This is a genomic window from Novosphingobium sp. BL-S-24 (assembly GCF_055521575.1).
The window spans coordinates 491,978-511,496 of record NZ_CM145487.1 but is presented as its reverse complement, the minus strand read 5'-3'; the positions used below and the strand labels follow the sequence as shown (position 1 = coordinate 511,496).

At 59.8% G+C, this 19,519-nt stretch carries 18 protein-coding genes and 1 pseudogene; 8 read left to right on the top strand and 11 right to left on the bottom strand.

Annotated elements, in window-relative coordinates; all coding sequences use genetic code 11:
• Positions 1–16 precede the first annotated feature (16 nt).
• The 3 genes from ACZ1JM_RS02200 to ACZ1JM_RS02190 all read right to left on the bottom strand — a co-directional run bounded on the left by ACZ1JM_RS02200 (position 17) and on the right by ACZ1JM_RS02190 (position 5,395).
• Entirely contained in the window at positions 17–2,374 is a 2,358-nt protein-coding gene (locus tag ACZ1JM_RS02200; protein WP_465132460.1) for a TonB-dependent receptor, read from the bottom strand.
• Between the two features lie 402 nt (positions 2,375–2,776).
• Positions 2,777–4,114, bottom strand: a complete 1,338-nt coding sequence (locus ACZ1JM_RS02195) for an aromatic ring-hydroxylating oxygenase subunit alpha (RefSeq protein ID WP_465132459.1) — start codon at positions 4,112–4,114, stop codon at positions 2,777–2,779.
• Positions 4,115–4,237: 123 nt separating this feature from the next.
• Positions 4,238–5,395 (bottom strand): serine hydrolase domain-containing protein, encoded by a 1,158-nt coding sequence (locus ACZ1JM_RS02190; protein WP_465132458.1) that lies wholly within the window; start codon positions 5,393–5,395, stop codon positions 4,238–4,240.
• Between the two features lie 216 nt (positions 5,396–5,611).
• On the opposite strand from ACZ1JM_RS02190, the gene ACZ1JM_RS02185 reads away from it, so the two are divergent.
• Positions 5,612–6,241 carry a nuclear transport factor 2 family protein gene (locus ACZ1JM_RS02185; protein ID WP_465132457.1) on the top strand — a complete coding sequence of 210 codons (630 nt, stop codon included), beginning with the start codon at positions 5,612–5,614 and terminating at the stop codon, positions 6,239–6,241.
• A 249-nt stretch (positions 6,242–6,490) separates the two neighbouring features.
• Here ACZ1JM_RS02185 and ACZ1JM_RS02180 read toward each other — a convergent pair whose 3' ends face one another.
• Positions 6,491–7,042, bottom strand: coding sequence for an aldo/keto reductase (locus ACZ1JM_RS02180; RefSeq protein ID WP_465132456.1), 552 nt, complete (start codon positions 7,040–7,042; stop codon positions 6,491–6,493).
• A 272-nt stretch (positions 7,043–7,314) separates the two neighbouring features.
• On the opposite strand from ACZ1JM_RS02180, the gene ACZ1JM_RS02175 reads away from it, so the two are divergent.
• A complete protein-coding gene (locus ACZ1JM_RS02175) occupies positions 7,315–8,286 on the top strand; it encodes an LLM class flavin-dependent oxidoreductase (protein ID WP_465132455.1) in 972 nt (323 codons plus the stop codon).
• A gap of 133 nt (positions 8,287–8,419) precedes the next feature.
• Positions 8,420–8,758, top strand: a complete 339-nt coding sequence (locus ACZ1JM_RS02170; RefSeq protein ID WP_465132454.1) for a nuclear transport factor 2 family protein — start codon at positions 8,420–8,422, stop codon at positions 8,756–8,758.
• Between the two features lie 136 nt (positions 8,759–8,894).
• On the opposite strand, the gene ACZ1JM_RS02165 is transcribed toward ACZ1JM_RS02170, so the two are convergent.
• Positions 8,895–10,235 (bottom strand): MFS transporter, encoded by a 1,341-nt coding sequence (locus tag ACZ1JM_RS02165; RefSeq protein WP_465132453.1) that lies wholly within the window; start codon positions 10,233–10,235, stop codon positions 8,895–8,897.
• A gap of 111 nt (positions 10,236–10,346) precedes the next feature.
• Here ACZ1JM_RS02165 and ACZ1JM_RS02160 point away from each other — a divergent pair, with 111 nt between their 5' ends.
• The 3 genes from ACZ1JM_RS02160 to ACZ1JM_RS02150 all read left to right on the top strand — a co-directional run bounded on the left by ACZ1JM_RS02160 (position 10,347) and on the right by ACZ1JM_RS02150 (position 13,587).
• Positions 10,347–11,324 (top strand): TonB-dependent receptor, encoded by a 978-nt coding sequence (locus ACZ1JM_RS02160; RefSeq protein WP_465132452.1) that lies wholly within the window; start codon positions 10,347–10,349, stop codon positions 11,322–11,324.
• A gap of 105 nt (positions 11,325–11,429) precedes the next feature.
• Entirely contained in the window at positions 11,430–12,665 is a 1,236-nt protein-coding gene (locus tag ACZ1JM_RS02155; protein ID WP_465132451.1) for a TonB-dependent receptor, read from the top strand.
• Positions 12,666–12,834: 169 nt separating this feature from the next.
• Positions 12,835–13,587, top strand: coding sequence for an NUDIX hydrolase (locus ACZ1JM_RS02150; RefSeq protein ID WP_465132450.1), 753 nt, complete (start codon positions 12,835–12,837; stop codon positions 13,585–13,587).
• Positions 13,588–13,681: 94 nt separating this feature from the next.
• Here the strand turns inward: ACZ1JM_RS02150 and ACZ1JM_RS02145 are convergent, their stop codons facing one another.
• The 3 genes and pseudogenes from ACZ1JM_RS02145 to ACZ1JM_RS02135 all read right to left on the bottom strand — a co-directional run.
• On the bottom strand, positions 13,682–13,828 hold the full coding sequence (locus ACZ1JM_RS02145; protein ID WP_465132449.1) for a hypothetical protein: 147 nt from the start codon (positions 13,826–13,828) through the stop codon (positions 13,682–13,684).
• 60 nt (positions 13,829–13,888) lie between these two features.
• Positions 13,889–14,035, bottom strand: coding sequence for a hypothetical protein (locus tag ACZ1JM_RS02140; RefSeq protein WP_465132448.1), 147 nt, complete (start codon positions 14,033–14,035; stop codon positions 13,889–13,891).
• A 52-nt stretch (positions 14,036–14,087) separates the two neighbouring features.
• Positions 14,088–14,198, bottom strand: a pseudogene (locus ACZ1JM_RS02135) (acyl-CoA thioesterase domain-containing protein); the annotation flags it as partial.
• Between ACZ1JM_RS02135 and ACZ1JM_RS02130 the strand changes: the two are divergent.
• Positions 14,157–14,336, top strand: coding sequence for a hypothetical protein (locus ACZ1JM_RS02130; protein ID WP_465132447.1), 180 nt, complete (start codon positions 14,157–14,159; stop codon positions 14,334–14,336). The pseudogene ACZ1JM_RS02135 and the gene ACZ1JM_RS02130 overlap by 42 nt on opposite strands.
• Here ACZ1JM_RS02130 and ACZ1JM_RS02125 read toward each other — a convergent pair.
• Complete coding sequence (locus ACZ1JM_RS02125; protein WP_465132446.1) at positions 14,323–15,126, bottom strand: crotonase/enoyl-CoA hydratase family protein; 804 nt, start codon at positions 15,124–15,126, stop codon at positions 14,323–14,325. The two genes, ACZ1JM_RS02130 and ACZ1JM_RS02125, sit on opposite strands and share 14 nt — an antisense overlap.
• Before the next feature lie 360 nt (positions 15,127–15,486).
• On the opposite strand from ACZ1JM_RS02125, the gene ACZ1JM_RS02120 reads away from it, so the two are divergent.
• The gene (locus ACZ1JM_RS02120; protein WP_465132445.1) at positions 15,487–16,320 is read left to right on the top strand and encodes an IclR family transcriptional regulator; all 834 of its coding nucleotides are present in this window, start codon (positions 15,487–15,489) and stop codon (positions 16,318–16,320) included.
• 78 nt (positions 16,321–16,398) lie between these two features.
• Here ACZ1JM_RS02120 and ACZ1JM_RS02115 read toward each other — a convergent pair whose 3' ends face one another.
• Positions 16,399–18,000, bottom strand: a complete 1,602-nt coding sequence (locus ACZ1JM_RS02115; protein ID WP_465132444.1) for a GMC family oxidoreductase — start codon at positions 17,998–18,000, stop codon at positions 16,399–16,401.
• Positions 18,001–18,086: 86 nt separating this feature from the next.
• The gene (locus ACZ1JM_RS02110) at positions 18,087–19,340 is read right to left on the bottom strand and encodes a cytochrome P450 (protein WP_465132443.1); all 1,254 of its coding nucleotides are present in this window, start codon (positions 19,338–19,340) and stop codon (positions 18,087–18,089) included.
• Between the last annotated feature and the right edge of the window lie 179 nt (positions 19,341–19,519).

Here is a 19,519-nt window from a genome sequence, read left to right as displayed (position 1 = left end):
CGGGCGCTCATCTATGTCAGAACTTGAAGGTGACTTCCGCGCCATAGGTACGGGGCGCACCATAAACGCCGGTGTCTAGGCCAACACTATCCTGAAAGGGGATCGCGCTGTCGACATAGCGCTTGTTGAACAGGTTGCGACCGAACACGGCGGCAGTGAACCCCGAGCCGGAGATATTGCCCAATTCGATACGGCCGTTGACCAGCGCATAGCCCTTTTGACCGAACACGGTATCGGTTGGCAAGAATGGCACAGCGCCGGGCGAAATGCGCCGGATCAACTGGGCGCGGTTCTGAAAATCTTCGCTGAAAAAGACCTTCGATTGATAGTAGACATTAGCGACGATCCGCAACTCGCCCAAACTTCCAATGTCCGGCGTGAGTATCAGGTTAGCGTTGATCTGATGCTTCGGCTGATACTTAAATTGGCGATCGGAAAAGTCATCAGGCTGCCCCGATACGCCACCGACAGTCGTTAAAGTCTGATAATCCTTATACTCGGCCTTGACATAAGCGTAATTGAAATTCAGCTCCGCCAGTCGCTCATAACGCAGCGACAGTTCCGCCTCACCGCCATAGATGTTGGCTTTGGCAGCATTCTGAATGACTGTACCGATATTGCCACTTGGCAGTACTACCGTCACGCCCTTCTGCACGTCGCTATACCACTGGTAATAACCAGCCAGATTGGCGGTAAGACGCATTCCACCACCGAGGTCTGAGCTCTGTTTGATACCCAGTTCGAGATCCTTGACCGTTTCAGGCTTGAAGGATTGTTGCGCAGACTCATTCGTAGAAGCGCGCAGATTGAACCCGCCGGCGCGGAAGCTGTAACGATGCGTCAGGTAAACAAGAGTATTAGGTCCGAACTTCTTGTCGATACTGAAAAGGTAGCTTGGCTTTGAAAACGATTTTTCTACGTCGAAGAAGCACTCGCTAGCCGGCAGTGGTGTGCCGGCATTGTTCGTGAAGTTGCAGGCGGTCAGCGGAAAGTTTCCGTTAGTCAGCGTGGCTTTGCGCTTATCCACCGTGTAGCGCAAGCCGCCGGTGACGTTGAGGCTGTCTGTAAGCTTGTAACTTGCCTGAGCAAATCCTGAAAAACTAGTGTTGTTGACTGAACCGTAAACCGTCGATGGCTGGCCGAAAGTGACGTTGCTCCCGATGGTGCCTGGAACACCTGATCCGTCGATACCCTTGAGCACATAATAATAGGCACCGAATATGTAGTTCAGGCGGCCTTCGAACGCCTTGCCCTGTAGCTGGGCTTCTTCCGAGTATGACTTGGTCGATGTAATACCTTGCGTATCAAGCACCGGCACCAAGGTACCATCGAAGTCGTTCGACACTTCGTCCTTGGCTTTGCGGTATGAGAATATGTTTTTGAAGATCAGATCTTCGCCAAGATCCACCGTATCGGTATGGATAACCCCCGTTACTCGCGTGCGGGCATACTGCAAGCCTTGGCCATCTTCCGAGTCATACACGCTGCGCGCCTTGGCTCTTGCATAAGCGTCGGAAATGGCACTGCCGAACACGAAACCGGCCGCGCCAGCCGGACTTGGCGTATCGAGCAAAGTGAACGCAACACCACCACTATCGGCGCGCGAATGATAGACTGTCGTCATGGTACGCAACCAATCGGTCGGATCAATCGCGGCGGTAAAGCGCAAGTTCAACTCGTCGCGATCGAACAGACGCTGGCCTGCCCTCGCCCCAGCGACGATACGGCCATAGCCATCGCTATTCGTGTAATCGACCGCACCGCGCAAACGGATTTTTTCGTTAACGGGCACGTTCAACACAGCCGTTGCCGTTTTCGTATCAAAATTGCCGTAGCCGAGGCGCAGACTGCCCTCGAACTCATCAGTCGGCTTAGCAGTGGTGAACAAAACCGCACCACCTGTAGTATTGCGGCCGAACAGGGTGCCCTGCGGGCCCTTCAGCACCTGAACATTCTCCATGTCGAACGTGCCAAGATTGCTACCCTGCATAGGAGAGAGCACAGCCTCGTCCATGTAGACAGTTATCGGCTGATCCTGGGTGAGGAGGGTATCATCGGCGCGTTGGCCGCGGATCTGGTAGACCGGCGTGGCGTTACGGCCAGCGGAATAGGTGATCTGGAGCCCAGCAACCGCCTGACGAAGATCAACCGTGCTACGCAGTCCGAGCGAATCAAGCTTGGTTCCCTGCACGGCGGTGATCGCGACAGGTACGTCCTGCAGGCGCTCACTCACGCGGCGGGCCGTGACGACGATTTCGCCATCGGAAGGAGCCGTGGAGCCATTATTCTGGGGTGTCGTTTCCTGTGCCAGAGCGGGCATCGACGCAATGCTGGCGATGATACTGGTGGCGGCAAGTAGCCGAGCTGCAATCACAAACCTCTCCTTGAAATTAGCGCATATTTTTAGGGTTGCGCGTTAGAGCGGCGGTTAGCATCTGGTAGTGAAAGGCGCAACGCGGTGTTGGCCGCCCAAATGTAAATCCCTAGTATGATTTATTCGATGACACGGGGCTCATTGGCAAAACACGCAGCGTATTGAATTCGGAGCTTACATACTAACGCTTCATTCGGTTGCATGGTAGCTTGTAAGCGGACCGCGGCACCCCTTTTGCCTCCGGGTCTGCAACTTCGATTCCACCGACTTGGTGCCCGGCTCACCTGCCATGCCTAGAATTCAATTGGAGGATATGCGCGTCGGACGTTTTGCCCGATCCGTGCATATACAAAAAGGCCGCCATATCCATGGCGGCCTTTTTCCTTCGGGGGTTAAGCGGGATCAGACGCGCCTCTGCCCCAGCACATAGCGCTCGAGCACCTGGTGGAAATTCACCACCTCCATCTCCTGCACCGGATTTGGCCTGGCATATTTGAACTTGCTCGATTTCATGCCCGCCTGCACCTCGGTCATGTTGGCGATGTCCTGGTCCAAGATCAGGCAGACGCTCTGCTTCGTCGGATCGGTGATGATCCGGGGCTCGGTCTTAGGCTCCTTGCCTGGTCCGTAGCGCTTAAGCGACCAGATCTCGAAAACGGATTTGTCGGGATTGTCGGGTTCGACGAAATCGGGCCGCGCACGATACCAGAGCGCGCCGTCGAAGTAGGGGAGCGTCACGCAATTAGGGAAGATATGCCAGTCCGTTCCGGCCTTCGACATTGCCTCAAAGGTCAGGCGTTCAGGATAGTCCGTGCCATCGTCGATTGCGGCCTGACGCCCCAGTTCAATGGCGGTGCCGAACGCGGTCATCGCATCTGTGTCGGCGGGAAGGATGTCCATAATCTTTTTGGACGCTTCATAATCGCGGTCCGTCATAATGGCGTTTAGGTCTTCTTCCATCTGGCGGAAGAACTCAATAACCCCGGGGCGCGGATCGGCAGGAGCCTCCATCTTCAAGCGAGGAGAGGGGACGCCGCCGGGTAGCGGATCTTTCCAATAGCCGAAGTGCGCGTGTTTGCCCTGTGCCGCACTTTGCGTGTAGTCGTTGCCCTGCACCGGCAGCAACTGGGGATGTGTGGCGGCGACGTGATAGCCTTCCATGAAGGCCTCCAGCGCAACTTTCCAGTTGACCCCCAGGTGCATCTGAACGCGCCAGCGATAGCGCATACCTTCGAGTTCGAACGGATCGAGATGCTCGGGGATAGTTTCCAAATACTCCGCGAGTGTTTCGCCTTCTTCCTCCATACTGATCCACACGAAGCCGCCCCAGGTGTCGACGCGTACGGGCCACAGGTCGATGCGCTCGTCAACGAGGCCGCCTTCCCAGTCGTGTTCATCCTGAACAGCGACGTTCTTGCCTTCCAGGTTGAACGTCCAGCCATGATATTTGCAGCGAAACTGGCTGGCCCGGCCGCATCCGTCGGCCAGGCGGCGGCCACGATGAGGGCAGACATTGTGATAGGCGACAATGCCAGCCTTGCTGCGCGTCACGACGATCGATTCGCGCGCCACATTGTAAGTGATGTAGTCACCGACGTTGGGGATTTCCTCCTCGCGGCAGGCAACCTGCCAAACTTTGCCCCATAGATGTTGATTCTCCGCCTTCGCGAAGTCTGAAGAAATGTAGTTTTGGACGGAAACACGCGGGATGGCACGTGCCGGCTTAATCTGGGTGGCCATGTTCAGCTTTTCCTCGATATCGGTTGCGCTCGTACGGCGTAAATCACGAAGCATTATAATGTATTTGCTGACTAATGTAGAGTGGGAGGGCCGGACGCACAACCGTACCGCGCTCCCTTCTCTTCAGTCTACGCCAAGCTGGGCACGTATCGCGTCGGCGATGACGAGTGCGGTGTCATCTTCCCGCGTCGGCGGCGACTGCAGCCGGTTGTGGGTGATGGCGACCGCCAGCTTCGTTTCCGGATCGGCAAAGCCAATCGAATTACCCGCGCCCGGGTGACAGATGGCGCGCCGGTGCTTGGCGGCTGCGCAAGGGGGCTGGTCTGTGCCAAGCCAGAAGCCTGCAATGCCCAGCGGGATCGGCATGCCGAACATCACCGGATCGGGTTCGTCGCTATTGGGGCGCGGCGTGTTGAAGCTGCGCACGATGTCTTCGGACAGGATACGGACCCCGTCCAGCTCGCCGCCCTGCGCCAGCATCGCCCAGAAGCGGGCGCAGCTGCGCGCGGTGAACACGCCGCCAACGCCTGCAATCTCGGCGCGGCGCACTTCGGGCAATTCGAATACGGCGGGTATCAGATCGACCTGCGGGGGCATCGACGCGGTGTAGAGCGGGGGCAGATGTTCCGCCGGAATCTGCGGCCGCGCTTCGATCTGTTTGGCGACGCGACCGAACTGGTCGTCGGGCAGTCCGACCCAGATGTCGGGCGCGTTGAGCGGCAGCGCGATCTCCTCGCGAATGAACTTGCCGATGGTGCGTTTCGCAGGGTCGGTGCGGCGCACGATCTCGCCGACGATCCAGCCGAAGGTCATCGACAGGTAGAGCGCCTTTTCGCCCGGAGGCGCGAGCGGGGTGAGGTTGGCGATTTGGTCGGTCATCCAATCCCAGTCGCACATCTTTTGCGGCGTAACGCCTTCGGGCATCTGCGGAATGCCGGCGCGGTGCGTCAGCACGTCGCGAATCGTGGTCGCGCCCTTTTCATTGGCGGCATATTCCGGCCAGTAATCCGAGACCTTCGCATCATAGTCGACCAAACCCCGGTCCACCTGAATGTGGAGGGATGTGGCGGCCAGCGGCTTAGTGACCGAATACATATTGAACAGCGTTTCGCCGTCGACCATCCGGCCCGTGTCCGGGTCAGCGATGCCGGCGAAACTGTCTACGACGAGTTTCCCGTCCAGATAGGCCGCGACCTGAACTCCAACTTCGCGCCCCTCGTCGATCAGCTGTGCGATCGTCGTATCGACCAACGTGGCCTGTTGTATGGTTTGGGTCGTCATGGACTGCTTCCTTGAAAGTTGGGCTTATGGCGGACGAAAGGCGTCCTCTCTCGCGCGCAAGATGGCCCAGGCTCGTCGTGGCGCAATGCCTTGCGTACCCGGAGGTTACAAATCACGTCCCTGAATTATGGCGTTGACCTGCTTGCCCGTCACGTATTGACGCGGGATTGTCGGGCCGTCACCCTGAAAACGGGAACGATCAGGATGGGAGAAACGATGTCGGACGAGCTCGCGGCGCGGTTGGACCGCATGGAATCGATCGATGCCATCCGGCAGCTGGCGTCCAAATATGCGCTCGCGGTCGATATGCGCGACACCGACGCCATCGTGAACCTTTACATCGCCGATGCGAAAGTGTCGCGAGATGAGAGCGGCCGGTCGGCGCTCAAGGCGTCGTTTGACCGGGTGCTGCGCAATTTCCGATCCAGCGTTCACCATATCGGCGGCCATGTCATCGAGTTTGACGACCCGGACAATGCCCATGGTATCGTGTATTGCCGGTGCGAGCATGAGATTGGCGACAAATGGGTGCCAGTCTATCTCTATTATCTGGACATCTACCGGCGTGACGCGGGCCGCTGGTATTTCCGGCGGCGCAATCCCAGCGAGCTATATGGCGCCGACGTGCTGGAACGACCCGAGGCGGGCATCATCCACTGGCCCGGAACGGGCGACAGGCGCGGCACGTGGCATGGGCATTTCCCGTCCTGGCAGGCATTTTGGGACGCAGAGCCCGCCGGATGGGCACCGTCGGTGGCGTCCGAGGCGCCCATCGACGGCTTCATCGACGCCATGCGTCACGGCAACCGCCGTGTGTTGCCGATGGATTTTAGCTTCAGCGGTTGACCATCATGCCCTGCCTCGTCCCCAGTCCTCAGGGCCGCTTGAGCTGCGTCACAGCAAAACTATCCGGGGCCGGGCCGAAAACTGCCGGCCGCGTCGTTCTTGACATCGAGTGCCGCCACTGCCGCCGCGTCTATAGTCACGTTCCGCGCAGCGAGATTTTCCGCCAGATGCCCGGCTGACGACACCTAGGGGATAACGGCAATCTCCTGCCGCACCAGCCAGGCGAGCACGAGCTGCGCCGGGGTAAGATCACGCGCCTTCGCCAGCGCCACGACATTCGGACTGGCCAGTGTCGCGCCGCGTCCTAAGGGGGCTCAACGCCTGGGTGACGATCCCCATCTCCGCATGCACGACGCGCAGCGCTCGCAGCTGAAAGGCGGGGTGCAGTTCCACCTGGTTGACCACCGGGATCACGCCGGTCTCATCGACGATGCTGCGCAGATGATCGGGCTGGAAGTTCGACACGCCGATCGCGCCCACCAGCCCCTCTTCGCGCAACTGGATGAGTGCGCCCCAGCTTGCGACATAGAGATCGAGCGAAGGCACCGGCCAGTGAATGAGATAAAGGTCGATCCGGTCCGGCGCCAGCGGGTCCAGACTGACCCGGCATCCCCTGATCGCCGGGTTATAGCCCTGCTCGGAATTCCATAATTTCCTGGTAAGATACAGCTCCTCGCGCGGTACGCCAGATGCGCGCAAGCCGCGCCCTACCCCCGGTTCATTGCCATAGATAGGCGCAGTGTCGAACCCCGCAATAGCCCAGGTCCATTGCGGTGCGGATCGCCGCAGGGATATCGGCATCGAGAATCTGCATTGCCCCCATGCCCATGGCGGGAATCGGGTGGCCAGAGGCGGAGGAAAAGTGATGGGGTATGATGGCTCTCCTGCGATTATCGTGTCGGGCACCAGGATAGCAGCGACGGCTTGCGCGCGTTGCCGAGCTGGCCAACAATCACAAATATGAGATGTAGGCGTGGAAGCTTGGCCGTCTCTCCCCCTGGGGGTACGTTCACGGGCAAGCAGTCGATCCCGATCGCTGCCCATAAAAAGAAATATGAGGAGCAGGGTTGGTCATGGACGTCGGACTATACTTTGATCTGCGCAATCCACCATCCTGGGAACAGAACACGTCCCGCCTCTACAACTTCGCCATCGAAATGTGCGAGGAGGCCGAGCAGCTGGGTGCGCATTCGGTGTGGACCACCGAACATCATTTGTTCGAGGACGGCTATATCACGCAGCCGCTGACCTTTCTTGCCGCCGTTGCTGCGCGCACGAAACGCGTGCGGCTGGGCACTGCGATCCTGCTCGCGCCATTCCGCTCGGCTCCGCTGATCGCAGAGGAGGCTGCGGTGGTCGACATCATCAGTGGCGGCCGAGTCGATCTGGGCCTGGGCGCGGGCTATCGTGTGCCGGAGTTCGAGCTGTATGGCGCCGACATCACCAAGCGTTATGGCACCACGCTGCTGCGCGCGCGCGAGCTTCGCCAGATCTGGGAGGAAGGACGGCTAAAGCCCATGCCGGTGCAGCGTCCGATCCCTATCTGGCTGGGATTTCAGGGGCCGAAAAACGCCTACAAGGCTGGCTTGCAGGGCGATCATCTGCTGACCGCCATGGGCTCAATGTACGAACCCTATCGCCAGGGTTTGATCGACGGTGGGCATGATCCGGCAAGTGCGCGCATGGCGGGCGGGCTTCAGGCCTGGGTGACGGAAGACCCCGAGAAGGACTGGCCGATCGTCAAGAAATATGTCGCAGCCCAGCTCGACAGCTATCGCTTCCATATGGTCGAGGGCACGGAACATCCGACGCCCCGGCCGGTCGATATGGACAAGCTGCGCAGCCGCTCGGCGCTCAGTTCGCTCGACTATTTCATCTTTGGCACGCCCGAGCAGGTGGCCGAACAGGTCCGTGCCTTCACCGCCGGCGCGCCGGTCGAGACGGTCTTCTTCTGGGCCTCGTTTGCGGGCATGCCTGAGGACATGGTCGCGCGTAATGTCGACACGATCTGCACAAAGCTGCGACCCCTGCTGGTCGATTTATAAGAAGAGGGCGAAGCGGCGGGGGCGGAGCCCTGCTCGCGCGGATCGATCGGATCGAGTCAACGCTTGCCATCCAACAGCTTCCGGTGCGCTATGTGCTGGCGGTCGAGGGCGCGACATCGACGCCTGGGTCGCCTTGTTCTTGGAGGTCGTGAACTGCGGCCGGCACGGGACGGGGCGGCAGGCGCTGGCGGGCTATATCGAAACGCTGATCACCACCTTCTACCGCTCTCAGCATTTCATTTGCGGCCACCGGATCGACTTTGTCGATGCCGACCATGCTAGCGGAACCGTCTATTGTAAGGCGGAACATGAGGATGGCGACAATTGGATCGTCATGGCGATCTTCTATTACGACAGCTATGAGCGGCGCGAAGGGCAATGGTATTTCGCCCGCCGCGCCGAGCGGAGCTGGCACAGCACCGACACGCTGGTTCGTCCGACCGGTCCTAATTCCACTAACTGGCCGGGGTAGCCCGACAATCCGGATCCGTCGCCCCCTCACAAATACCCGCAATGGCGCGCCTATTGGGACAGGATCGGGCCGGAGATCGAGAACAAGCGGACTCGCCATCCGATCCGCTGAAGGATTCCCTGCGCCCCAATATAGTTCAGGCGATAGCGGGTGCCGCCTGAACGTTGAGAATGCGCCGCATCGCTCGTGCCGCAACGCCCAGCGCTGCGATGGCGAGCGGCGCCAAAATGCAGTGCGCTATGATGATCGACGTGCCGATACGACTGTCGTCACGCAGGATATATTCGGTGATAAATGCAGTCACCGATGGCCCGCAACCAACACCCAACAACGTGTAGACGAAGAGATAGAGCGCCGACGTGCGCCCGCGGCAGGGGGCCGGCGTTACCAACTGCAGCGCCGCCACGGCCGCACCGGCATAACCTAGACCCGGGAAATACAGCGCCAGCAAGACAAAGCATAATGTCAGATTGTCGGTGGTCATCGCCGCCGCCATGATCACCGTCTGTACGCCGATTACCAGCATCGACAATTTGAGATGAGCATCGCGCCGTCCGCTCGCGAAAAGCCGATCGGCCAACGCGCCATAGACAAGCACGCCGATCAGCCCGCCCACGATCGTCGCTGCGGCCAGACCCGCGCCGGTCGATACTATGTCGAGCTTGTGATGTCGCATCAGGAAGGTCGGCAGCCAGCTGGTGACGGAGAAACCACATGCGGAATAGAGGCCGAAACCGATGAAATGGCCGATATAAAAACGCCGGTTGGCGCGCAGATGACGCCAGACCTCCGTCATGGGAGTGGGCATTGCGGATCGGAGCTTGTGTCCGGGATCGCCGACAGTGAAGATGATAGGTGACAACAGCAGGCATGGAAGGCCGCAAAGCAGAAACACGAATTGCCACGCCTCGAAATGGCCGAGCAAGTGCAGGGTGACGCCCGTGCGTGGCACATGGGCAATGAGGAGTGCACCGCCTAGCGTCGCTGCGCCACCGCCCAGCAGCGCCCCCGCCGAGAAGATCGACATGGCAAGCCCGAAGCGATGCGGCGGAAATCGGTCTGCGATCAGGGAATAGCCTGCCGGCATCAGCCCTGCCTCGCCCGCGCCCAGCGCGAAGCGCGCGAGCGCCAACTGCCAGAATTTATGGGCAATGCCACCAGCGGACGCCGCGATCGACCAACAGAACACGCCGGCGAATATGACCCAGCGGCGCGGGAGGCGGTCGGCCGCCCATCCCATCGGCAGGCCGAACAAGGCGAAGAATATCGCGAACGCCGCGCCCTGGACCAGGCTGATCTCGAATTCTGTGATGTCCAGACTGCGCCGGATGGGGTCCACCATCAGCGAGATGATCTGCCGGTCGAGATAGGATAGCGTGTAGAGCAGCATCAGTACGAAGACGAGCCACCAGCCTCCTGCCCCCGGTCCGGCGGGCGCTTTGTCGGCTTCGGCGGGGCTCAGCGCTGTCGATGCCATCGGGCCTTCTCCTGAAGAGCGGCCATGCACCGGCCGGCTCCATTGTTTGACACGCTATGCGCGTAAAATGGCCCATTTGCCCAGCTACATCGGGCTTATCATCCCTGTGATTTGGCGGATCACGCGCCGTTCTTGTTTTCAGGTCCGGGTTTTTCGCGCGTATGCGTGCGAGATAAAGACGTAAGGGGAGGGGGGAAGACAATGGCTTCCAAAATCATGGTTTCATCGTCGCGCTTCATTGTGCTGCGTCGCGGTCGACTGGCGCTGCTGGGTGCTATCTGCATTGCTTCCCCGGACATCGTCCGTGCTCAGGCGGTCGAGAGCAACGAAATCATCGTTACCGCGCAGCGCCGGTCCGAACGGCTGGAAAGCGTGCCGATGTCGGTATCCGCCGTCACAAACGAAACGCTCGCCGCGACCGGTGTGAACAGCGTTCGCGACTTGTCTTCAGTGGTTCCAGGCTTTCAACTGGCGGCAAGCGGGGTCTTTCCGCAGCCGGCCATTCGTGGCATCAGCGCGACCGTCGCCAGCTATTTCGAAAATAACGTCGCGGTTTATGTCGACGGACTCTACCAGACCTCGTCGCAGGTGCTGAACATCGACCTGCCCAATATGGAAAGCGTGCAAGTGCTCAAGGGGCCGCAGGGCACGCTCTATGGCCGTAATGCGACCGGCGGCGCGCTGCTCATAAACACTTTTGATCCCGACGACAGTTTCCGCGGCAACGCGGAACTGACTTATGCCCGGTTCGACGACAAGCGAGCCAGCGGCTATGTTTCGGGGCCATTGGCGGAAGGCATCAGCTTCAGCGTTGTGGGCTATATCCGGCGCAGCGACGGCTATTACAAGCTAGCGAGCCGGACGACACCCGGCGCGACCAGCAAAGGGCCGCCGGTCAAGCAAGATTCTGTCCGGGCGAAGCTGAAATTTGACATGACGCCCACCCTGTCGGCCACTTTGCTCTATTCAAACCTTCACATCGACGATACCCGCACGAACATTTTTTCTCCGATCGAGAATGTCTCCCGCTTCTATGCATCGCGCCCTGGTGGCGCGACCCGCGCGACCGAAGAGGGCGTGTGCCTATAATCCGCGCAATGTTGCAGCGTCCGAACAGGATGAATTTGGCCTCAAGCTCCGGCTCGACACGGGATTGGGCGCGTTGCAATCGATCACCGGCTATACGGACACACGGTGCATAATCGCTTCGATTTCGACGGCAGCTATATTCCGGCGTCCTATATCGTGCTCGATCCGGTAAAGACCTATACGTTCCAGCAGTCGCTCGACTATAACATTGATGCTATTAATCGTTTGAATCTCGCCTTGGGGGCGTCCTATTTCGACATTCTGACGAAAGCGGCACAGTTCAATTATGCCGGCAAGGATCTCAACAATCCCGGCGCGACTCCGCTGACGCTGGCCAATGACTACAATGTCTCGTCCAGCTCTGTTTTCCGCCATCATAAAAAAGCCTGGGCCGCCTACGTCGATGCGACCTGGGAATTTTCCGACGCCTGGTTTCTAACCGCAGGCAGTCGTTATAGCACAGAAATGATGAGTGCTTTCGGGCAGGCCCTTTCGGCGAACGCCGCTGCGGTGCGTAATCCCGTCAATGCGGAAACCACGTTCAAGAAATTCACGCCCCGCGTCACGCTGCGCTACGAAATCTCGCCGCGTACCAACGTCTATGTGTCTTATTCGCAGGGTTTCCGCAGCGGCACCTATAATACGATTTTGCCCGCCTGCGTGAATACCACGCCCAACTGTTTCGTGCCGGCCAAGCAAGAAAGCGTCAAAGCCTACGAAGCCGGCGTTAAGACGGCGTCGGGCAATATGCGGTTCGACATTGCCGGTTTCTATTATGATTATCGCAATATCCAGATCAGCGCGACGAAAACGGTCGATGGCGTCGTGTTCATCGACCTTGGCAATGCCCCAAAGGCGAAGATCTACGGTGCGGAAGCCAATATCTTCTACAAGCCTATCAAGAACTTTACCGTCACCGCTAGCGGGACTTGGCTACACGCACGCTATGGTGATGGCTTCATCTATTCGGGCCTCGGCCTGTCCAACGCCACCATCGGCCTCAACAGCAATGCCGATCCCCTCAAGACTTATTCCAACGTCGATCAGTTCCAGGATCTATCCGGGCTGCAGATGACCCGTGCACCGAACTACTCGGGCAATATCGGCTTCAATTTCAAAGTGCCCAACGGCGATGGTGGGTTGCAATTGTCCAGCAACCTCAAGTATTCGTCCCGTTTCGTGCCGAGCAATCCGTCTGTTTGGGGCATCGGCGCTGGCGTTCCGGTCGAACGTCAGCATGAACAGCCTTCACTCAAGGCTCCTACGCGCAGCTTAACGCATCGGTCACCTGGACCAACCCCGGCGGTCATTATTACGCGCGGATCTGGGGGAACAACCTGACCGACTATCAGTATAAGCTGCACTATAACGGCAACAGTTCCTTCGGGACCTATATACCGCTGTCCGACCCGCTCACCGTGGGTATCACGCTAGGCGCAAAAATGTGATCAATCCGGCTGTCCGGTTTGCAGGCCGGACAGCCCTCACTCATGGAAAGTGATGATGCGACGTGAGTGAAGATCCGAAACCCGTGACACCCAGACTATCGGCGACCATCCTACTGCTGCGTGACGAGCCGCTGGAAGTGCTGATGATCCGGCGTCATGCGAAACAGGTCTTCGCGTCCGCATTAGTGTTTCCGGGCGACACGCTCGATCCGAGCGACGGATCGGACGAATGGTTGCCCTATCTGGTCGGGACCGAACTATTTTCCGTCGAGGACCGAACTCTGCGCATCACCGTCTTTCGCGAGACGTTCGAAGAGTGCGGTATCCTGCTGGCCCGCGACGATAGCGGTGCTCCGGTTGCCTGTGTCGATGAGGACAGGAGCGATTTTCTGGATATCGTGCGGCGGACGGGCGGTAAGCTGTGGTTGGAGGATCTCGTGCTGTTCGGCCATTGGATCACGCCAGAGTCCGCGCCCAAACGATTTGATACTCGCTTCTTCCTGGCGGTTGCGCCCCGCGCGCAGGTGGCTCGGTGTGACGGGCGTGATGCTGTCGCGCTGGAATGGGTGCGGCCACACGACATGCTGGCGCGCACCGGGACGGAGGGTCGCGAACTGATCCTGCTAACCCGTATGAACCTGCTGCTGCTCTCACGCAGCGACGAAAGCGCTGGCGCGTTGGCGGACGCGCGGGCGCGCCCAGTCTTCACCGTGCTGCCGCGCATCGAGCGGCGGCAGGACGGTGTGATGCTGACAATTCCCGCCGAGGCGGGCTATGGGGAAACGGAGAGCCTCGTGCCCCACAGACCGATCTAGCGACGGTCGATTTCGTTTTTATCCGCCATTGCTTTGCCCGCTCGCAATGAAAATATGCAGACAACAGAAGAGATAGCGAAGCAGACCTGCGTTATCAGCGTGCCCCGGCCGCGCTCGCCGTCACCTCCTGCGCGGTACTGGCGACCAGTTGTCCCGTCCGGTCGTAGAGAAGGCCGCGCGTCTGCCCGGTCCCCCCGGCCATGGCGGGGCTGTCGATTGTGTAGAGCAGCCAATCGTCCACGCGGGCCGCTATGGAACCACAGCGCCTGGTCCAACGCGATCATCACCGGATAACTGTGGGTCAGCGCACTATCGCCGTCTCCGCCATCCACACGACGCTCAGATAGGCCAGCACGGCGGTATGAACGGAGGGATCTTCGATCATCGCGGCTCCAGGCAGGCGGAACCATATGCGGCGTTCGGGCGGGCGCGGTTCCGCGCCGCCCACCGTCGCGCACCCGCTCGACCGTTAGTGTGATCCTGTGTGCGCCGCTGCCCGCAGCGATGAAATGGACATGGGCCGAATGGAGCGTACGTCCAGGCGCGGTCGCGATCGCCGCGGCTAACGCATGTGCGACGATTTGGCCGCCGAAGATGCGATCGGCCGGCATCGACACCGACGCCAGGTTTTCGAAACGATCCCCGCCCAAGGCGTCCAGTGCGACCAGTTCGGCAAGTTCACCGTTCTACCCGACCGTGCGCCCCGTCCGCTTCATGCCGACGTCTTCCCGTCAATCATTCTCCGGTGAAGATGGGCGCGCGCTTCTCCAGGAAAGCATCGACCGCCTCGGCATGGTCCTGCGTCTCGTGTGCGATCGCTTGGAAAGCGGCTGACAGCTCCAGCACATCCGACAGGCGCTGGTTCTGCGCCTCCCGCAACAACCTCTTGGTCATACGCAGCGCGCGCGACGGATTGGCCGCGATCTTCTGGCCTAGCGCCACAGCTTCGTCGATAAGTGTATCGGCGGGCACAGCGCGGGAGATGAGGCCCATGACAATCGCTTCTTCAGCCCCGAACGTATCACCGGTGAAGAACAGTTCCGCCGCCTTTGCATAGCCCACTGCGCGCGATAGCGCCCAGGCGCCACCGTCGCCAGGCACGATGCCGACCTTGATGAAGCTCGCCGCGAACTTCGCGCTGTCGGCCGCGATACGCATGTCGCACAATGCCGCCAAATCCAGCCCCAGGCCGATCGCATGACCGTTGACGGCGGCGATCAGCGGCAGTTCGCAGTCATAGATCGCCTTGGCGACCTTATGCACGCCACGGCGATAGTTGGCGCGCGTGTCATCTGGCGTGGCGAGCCGGCCGATGCCGCTGCGCTCCTTCATGGCTTTGAGGTTCCCGCCAGCGCTGAAGGCCCGGCCGCTGCCGGTAATCACCACTGCGCTGACGCGGTTATCACGCTCCAGTTCGGTCAGCGCATCGACGATCGAGAAACAATCCTCCTGCGACGCCAGTGCATTGAGCGTATCGGGGCGGTTGAAGGTCAGGATGGCGACCTTGCCGCGACGTTCGATCTTCGCGAAATCTTGCATGAGGGGCGACATATCCTTGGACTGAAGGTGAGGGAAGGAAGGGAAAATTATGCCTTGGGCCATGCCTGCAACGGACGGCAACGTCATGTCCGCGACTCGGCGCGAAAGCAGTTATCATGATGACGATGGTTATCGGAGCGTTTCAGGCACCCTGTTCGCGGGTGCAAGACTGCGGAGCGGTAAGGAACGCTATGTTTGCCGACGCCCGGAATTGAAGTGGAAGCTCGTTGAGAGCTTGTAATTCAGCCTATATTTCAAATAGCTAGATGCGTACAACGCGCAGCGAAAAAATCTGGCTGCGCGACTCTCTTGACCGCGACCGAACAACTGTTAGGATCGCGCTCATAACGGAGAGACAAGATGCAACTGAACAGGTTGTCGCGCGCGCTGGGTGAACTCAATGTCGTGGGATGCGAGGACGACGAGACCGATCGCGTCGTCAAGTCAGCCGGTCGGGTTCTGCGAATATTGGAACTTTTCGACGTCCTGAAGCGCGAGGCGCTTGTGTCAGAAGTTTCCGAACTGCTCGAATTTCCGCAGTCTAGCACATCCGTCCTTTTGCGCAGCATGGTGATCCTGGGCTATCTCTACTTCAATCCTGAATCGCGGGCGTTCGGTCCGACGACCCGGGTTGCCCTGCTGGGGAGCTGGATCAACGGCCCGATGATCAGCGACGGCACGCTGACGCGCTTGGTCGAGGGTGTCAATAAACGCACTGGCCAGGCCGTTGTGCTGGCGGTGCGGAACCGCATCTGGTCGGAATATATCCACGTTGTGCAGGCGACCGACCCGCTGCGCATGTTCGTGGTAAAGGGGTCGCGTCGTCCGCTGGTCTGTTCCGGCACCGGCTTTTCGCTCATTTCCGAACTGCCTGATAGCGACATCAAGCGCATCGCGCTTCGGTACAATGCCGAATCGAACGAAAATGTGTGCCTTTCCACCTTGCTGGAGCAGGTCAATCGCACACGGGTTCATGGCTGGGCCGCCAGTTACGACACAGTGACGCCCGGCGGCGGGATGATCGCGATGCGCCTTCCACTGTTCGACAACGAGGAATGTATCGTCGTGGGCGTGACTGGCCTTACCAGTGTGCTGCGCGAGAATGAGGGCCGGTTCGTCGCCGCGATGCAGGAAGAAATTGCGGATAGTATCGCGGGCGTGCGGATGGAGCCTCCGCAGCTTATGGCGGTCTGATCCCGGCTGCGCGTCCCGCGCTGTTTGGGAAATCAAAAGAGGCGGTGGGCGATCAGGTCGCCCACCGCCTCTTTCTATTTATCCGCGATCGTTTAGGATCATCGCGGAAGCGCGCGACGCCATCGCCATGGTCGGCGCGTTGGTGTTGCCCGCGATCATCTCCGGGAAGATCGACATGTCGCACACCCGCAGCCCCTCTATCCCCCTTAGGCGCAGTTGTCCGTCGAGCGGCGCGCTGTTATCCTGGCCCATCTTAATGGTTGCGGTGGCGTGATAACCCGATTGCCCGCGTCGGTGATAATAATCGAGTATCTCTTCATCCGTCTGGGCGTCTGCGGTCGGCCCGACTTCCCCCACAACATAGGATGACAAGGCGGGTTGCGCCATTAATGCGCGGATATAGCGGGTGGCGCCGATCGCGGCCTGTCGATCGCCTTCCTCAGTCAGATAACGTGGATCGATCGCCAACGGCGCGGCAGGATCGGCCGAGGTGATGGTGACGCTGCCTTCGCTCTCCGGGCGCAGGCGGAAGGAATAGAGGCTGACTCCCGGCTCCTTTTCGAACGCCATCGCGCGTTTGGGGTCGGTGGAGTAGGGCTGGAACATGATTTGGGTGTCAGGGCGCGTCGATTGCGGCAACACCCGTACGAAGGCTGCTGCCTCCGTCGATCCATAGGACAGAGGGCCGGTGCCCAGCAACATGTGTCGCGCCACATTGGCTAGCAACTTTACGCCAGAATAGGCGCTGTTGTCGCTGTCGGCCTGACGCCTCAACCGAAAATTCTGAAGGATAAGCAGATGTTCACGCATATGTTGTCCGACGGACGGGCTTTCTAGAACGACGGGCACGCCCGCCGCGTTCAGGACGTCGGCCGGCCCGATGCCCGACAGTTGCAGGATGCGCGGTGACCCGATCGCGCCTGCCGAAAGGATCACTTCACCCCGTGCGGCAAACGTCACCGGTCGGCCGTTCTGCATCCCTTCGATGCCCACGGCCCGATGGTTGCGGATGGTGACGCGGTCCGTGCGTACGCCAGTCAACACGGTCAGATTTGACCGGCGCTTTGCCATGGTCAGGAAACCGCGCGCGGAACTTACCCGCCGGCCGCGCCGATCGATGTTCCACTGCATCGGGCCAATGCCTTCCTGCGCGACGATCGAATGTTCCTCCTTGACCGGCAGGCCCAGCTGCGCGCCTGCTTCTATCCAGGCGTGCGTCAGACGCGAGGGGCGCGGATGGCTCTGCACAGTGATCGGCCCGCCAGAGCCGCGCGTGTCGCTTTCCCCCATCAGATGATTTTCGATACGGCGCATATGCGGCAGCATCTCCTCCCACGACCATTGCGGGCCGGCTAATTCCGCCAGCCTGTTATAGTCCGCCGGGATGCCCCGGTTCCAGACCATGCCGTTCACGCCGCTCGATCCACCCAGCATCTTGCCGCGCAACCACATTTCCTGCGGCACCGTGCCTTCGCGCGGATTGACGGTGGGGTAATAATGGGTGGTGGCCGGGTTCATCAGCGTCTTGCCGAACCCCTTGGGCATTTCAATTATCCAGCTATCGCCGGTCCCGCCCTCCTCGACCAGAAGAACCTGGCTCTTCCCGTCGGCAGACAGCCGCTCGGCAAGTACGCAGCCAGCTGATCCGCCGCCAACGATGATATAGTCGAATTCGCCCATCTTTATGTCTTGCTCTATCAGATGAATGCCCGGCGCAGCGGGCGGGAGTAACAAAAAAAGCGGAGCACGGGTTCGCCCCGCCCCGGTCAAGCCGGATCGAAACGCACGTGCAGGTGATGGGGAACGCGCATCATCGCTCCCCGAATGGAGGGCGATGGCATGTCCGGGTCCAAACGCAAATTGTGCAAATTGTCGAGAATTGCGGCGACCGCCCGGGTCATTTCGACCCGCGCCAGATGTTGGCCGATGCAGATATGCGGTCCGGCGGAAAAGCTTAGATGCCGGTTCGCGTTCGGCCGATGGATGTCGAACTTGTCAGGATCGTCGAATTTGGCGGGATCGCGATTGGCTGCGCCCGCCATGACATGCACGATCGATCCGGCCGGGATATGCACGCCCGCCACTTCCACATCCTGGGCCGCCCAGCGCGCCTGCTCGATCACCGGCCCGTCGAAGCGCAGCGCTTCCTCGATCGCATTGGGCAGCAGCGAACGGTTCTGCCGAAGTGTTTCAAGCTGGTCAGGATTTTGCAGAAGTTTGGTCAACAGGATGCTCGTGCCGCGATAGGTGGTGTCGCCGGCCGCGTTGATCAGTTGGCGGAAGAAGGAGACCAGCACATCCTCCGGCAAATATTCGCCGTCGGCTTCCGCTGCCGCGAGCAGGCTTACCAGGTCGTCGCCCGGATTGCGCCGCCGTTCATTGATCAGGCGAGGGAAATATTCCCCCAGATTGGCCGATGCTTCCTTCCCTTGCTTGGCGTACATTGACACCAGCGTTTGCGTCACAGCAAGCTTGTGGAAAAGTTTGCCTTCGTCGGGCGGCAGGTCGAGTTGGCGATAGATGACGCCAAACGGATAGTGCAGCGTGAACTGGCTGATGAGGTCGGCCTTACCCTCACCGATGAAGCTGGCCATCAGTTCGTTCACGACCGGATCGACGATCGACGAACCCCAGTGCTTCACATATTGGGGCAGGAATATCTTCTGGAAGATGCGGCGGAAACGTGGATGTTCCGGCGCATCCATGGTTGACACCGACCGACCGAAACTGGTGCCCAGATTAAAGCTGTACGACTTATTGGAAAAGATCTGCGGCGCGAGCAGTGCCTTGCTGACTTCCTCATAGCTCAGGATCATATAATGACCCGCTTCGGCCGGATGCGTAACGTCGGGCGCCAGGCCCATCACCTCGCGATAATCGCCTGCCATCGCGCCGCCGCGCGCGCGGAGTTCGGCCAGATGGGGATAGGGATCCTCATGATCACCGAAGAAAAGCTTCTCTTCGATGAAGGGATTGAAATCCGCATCTTCCAGATCGCGCAGTCGGCCAAGTTTTGTCATGTCTCTCCTCCAGGAGCAGCGGCGACCGTTGTACGAGCCAATCGTGCTAGCGCTATATAAGCCGGTTTGCGTTCGGTCACCAGGCATCATGGTCAATCACACCAATGATTTGTCGCCGCAACCCCCGGCATGAGGTGGTGCGTCAGCCCGCCTTTTGTTAGCTCCAGCGCCCGGCCCGG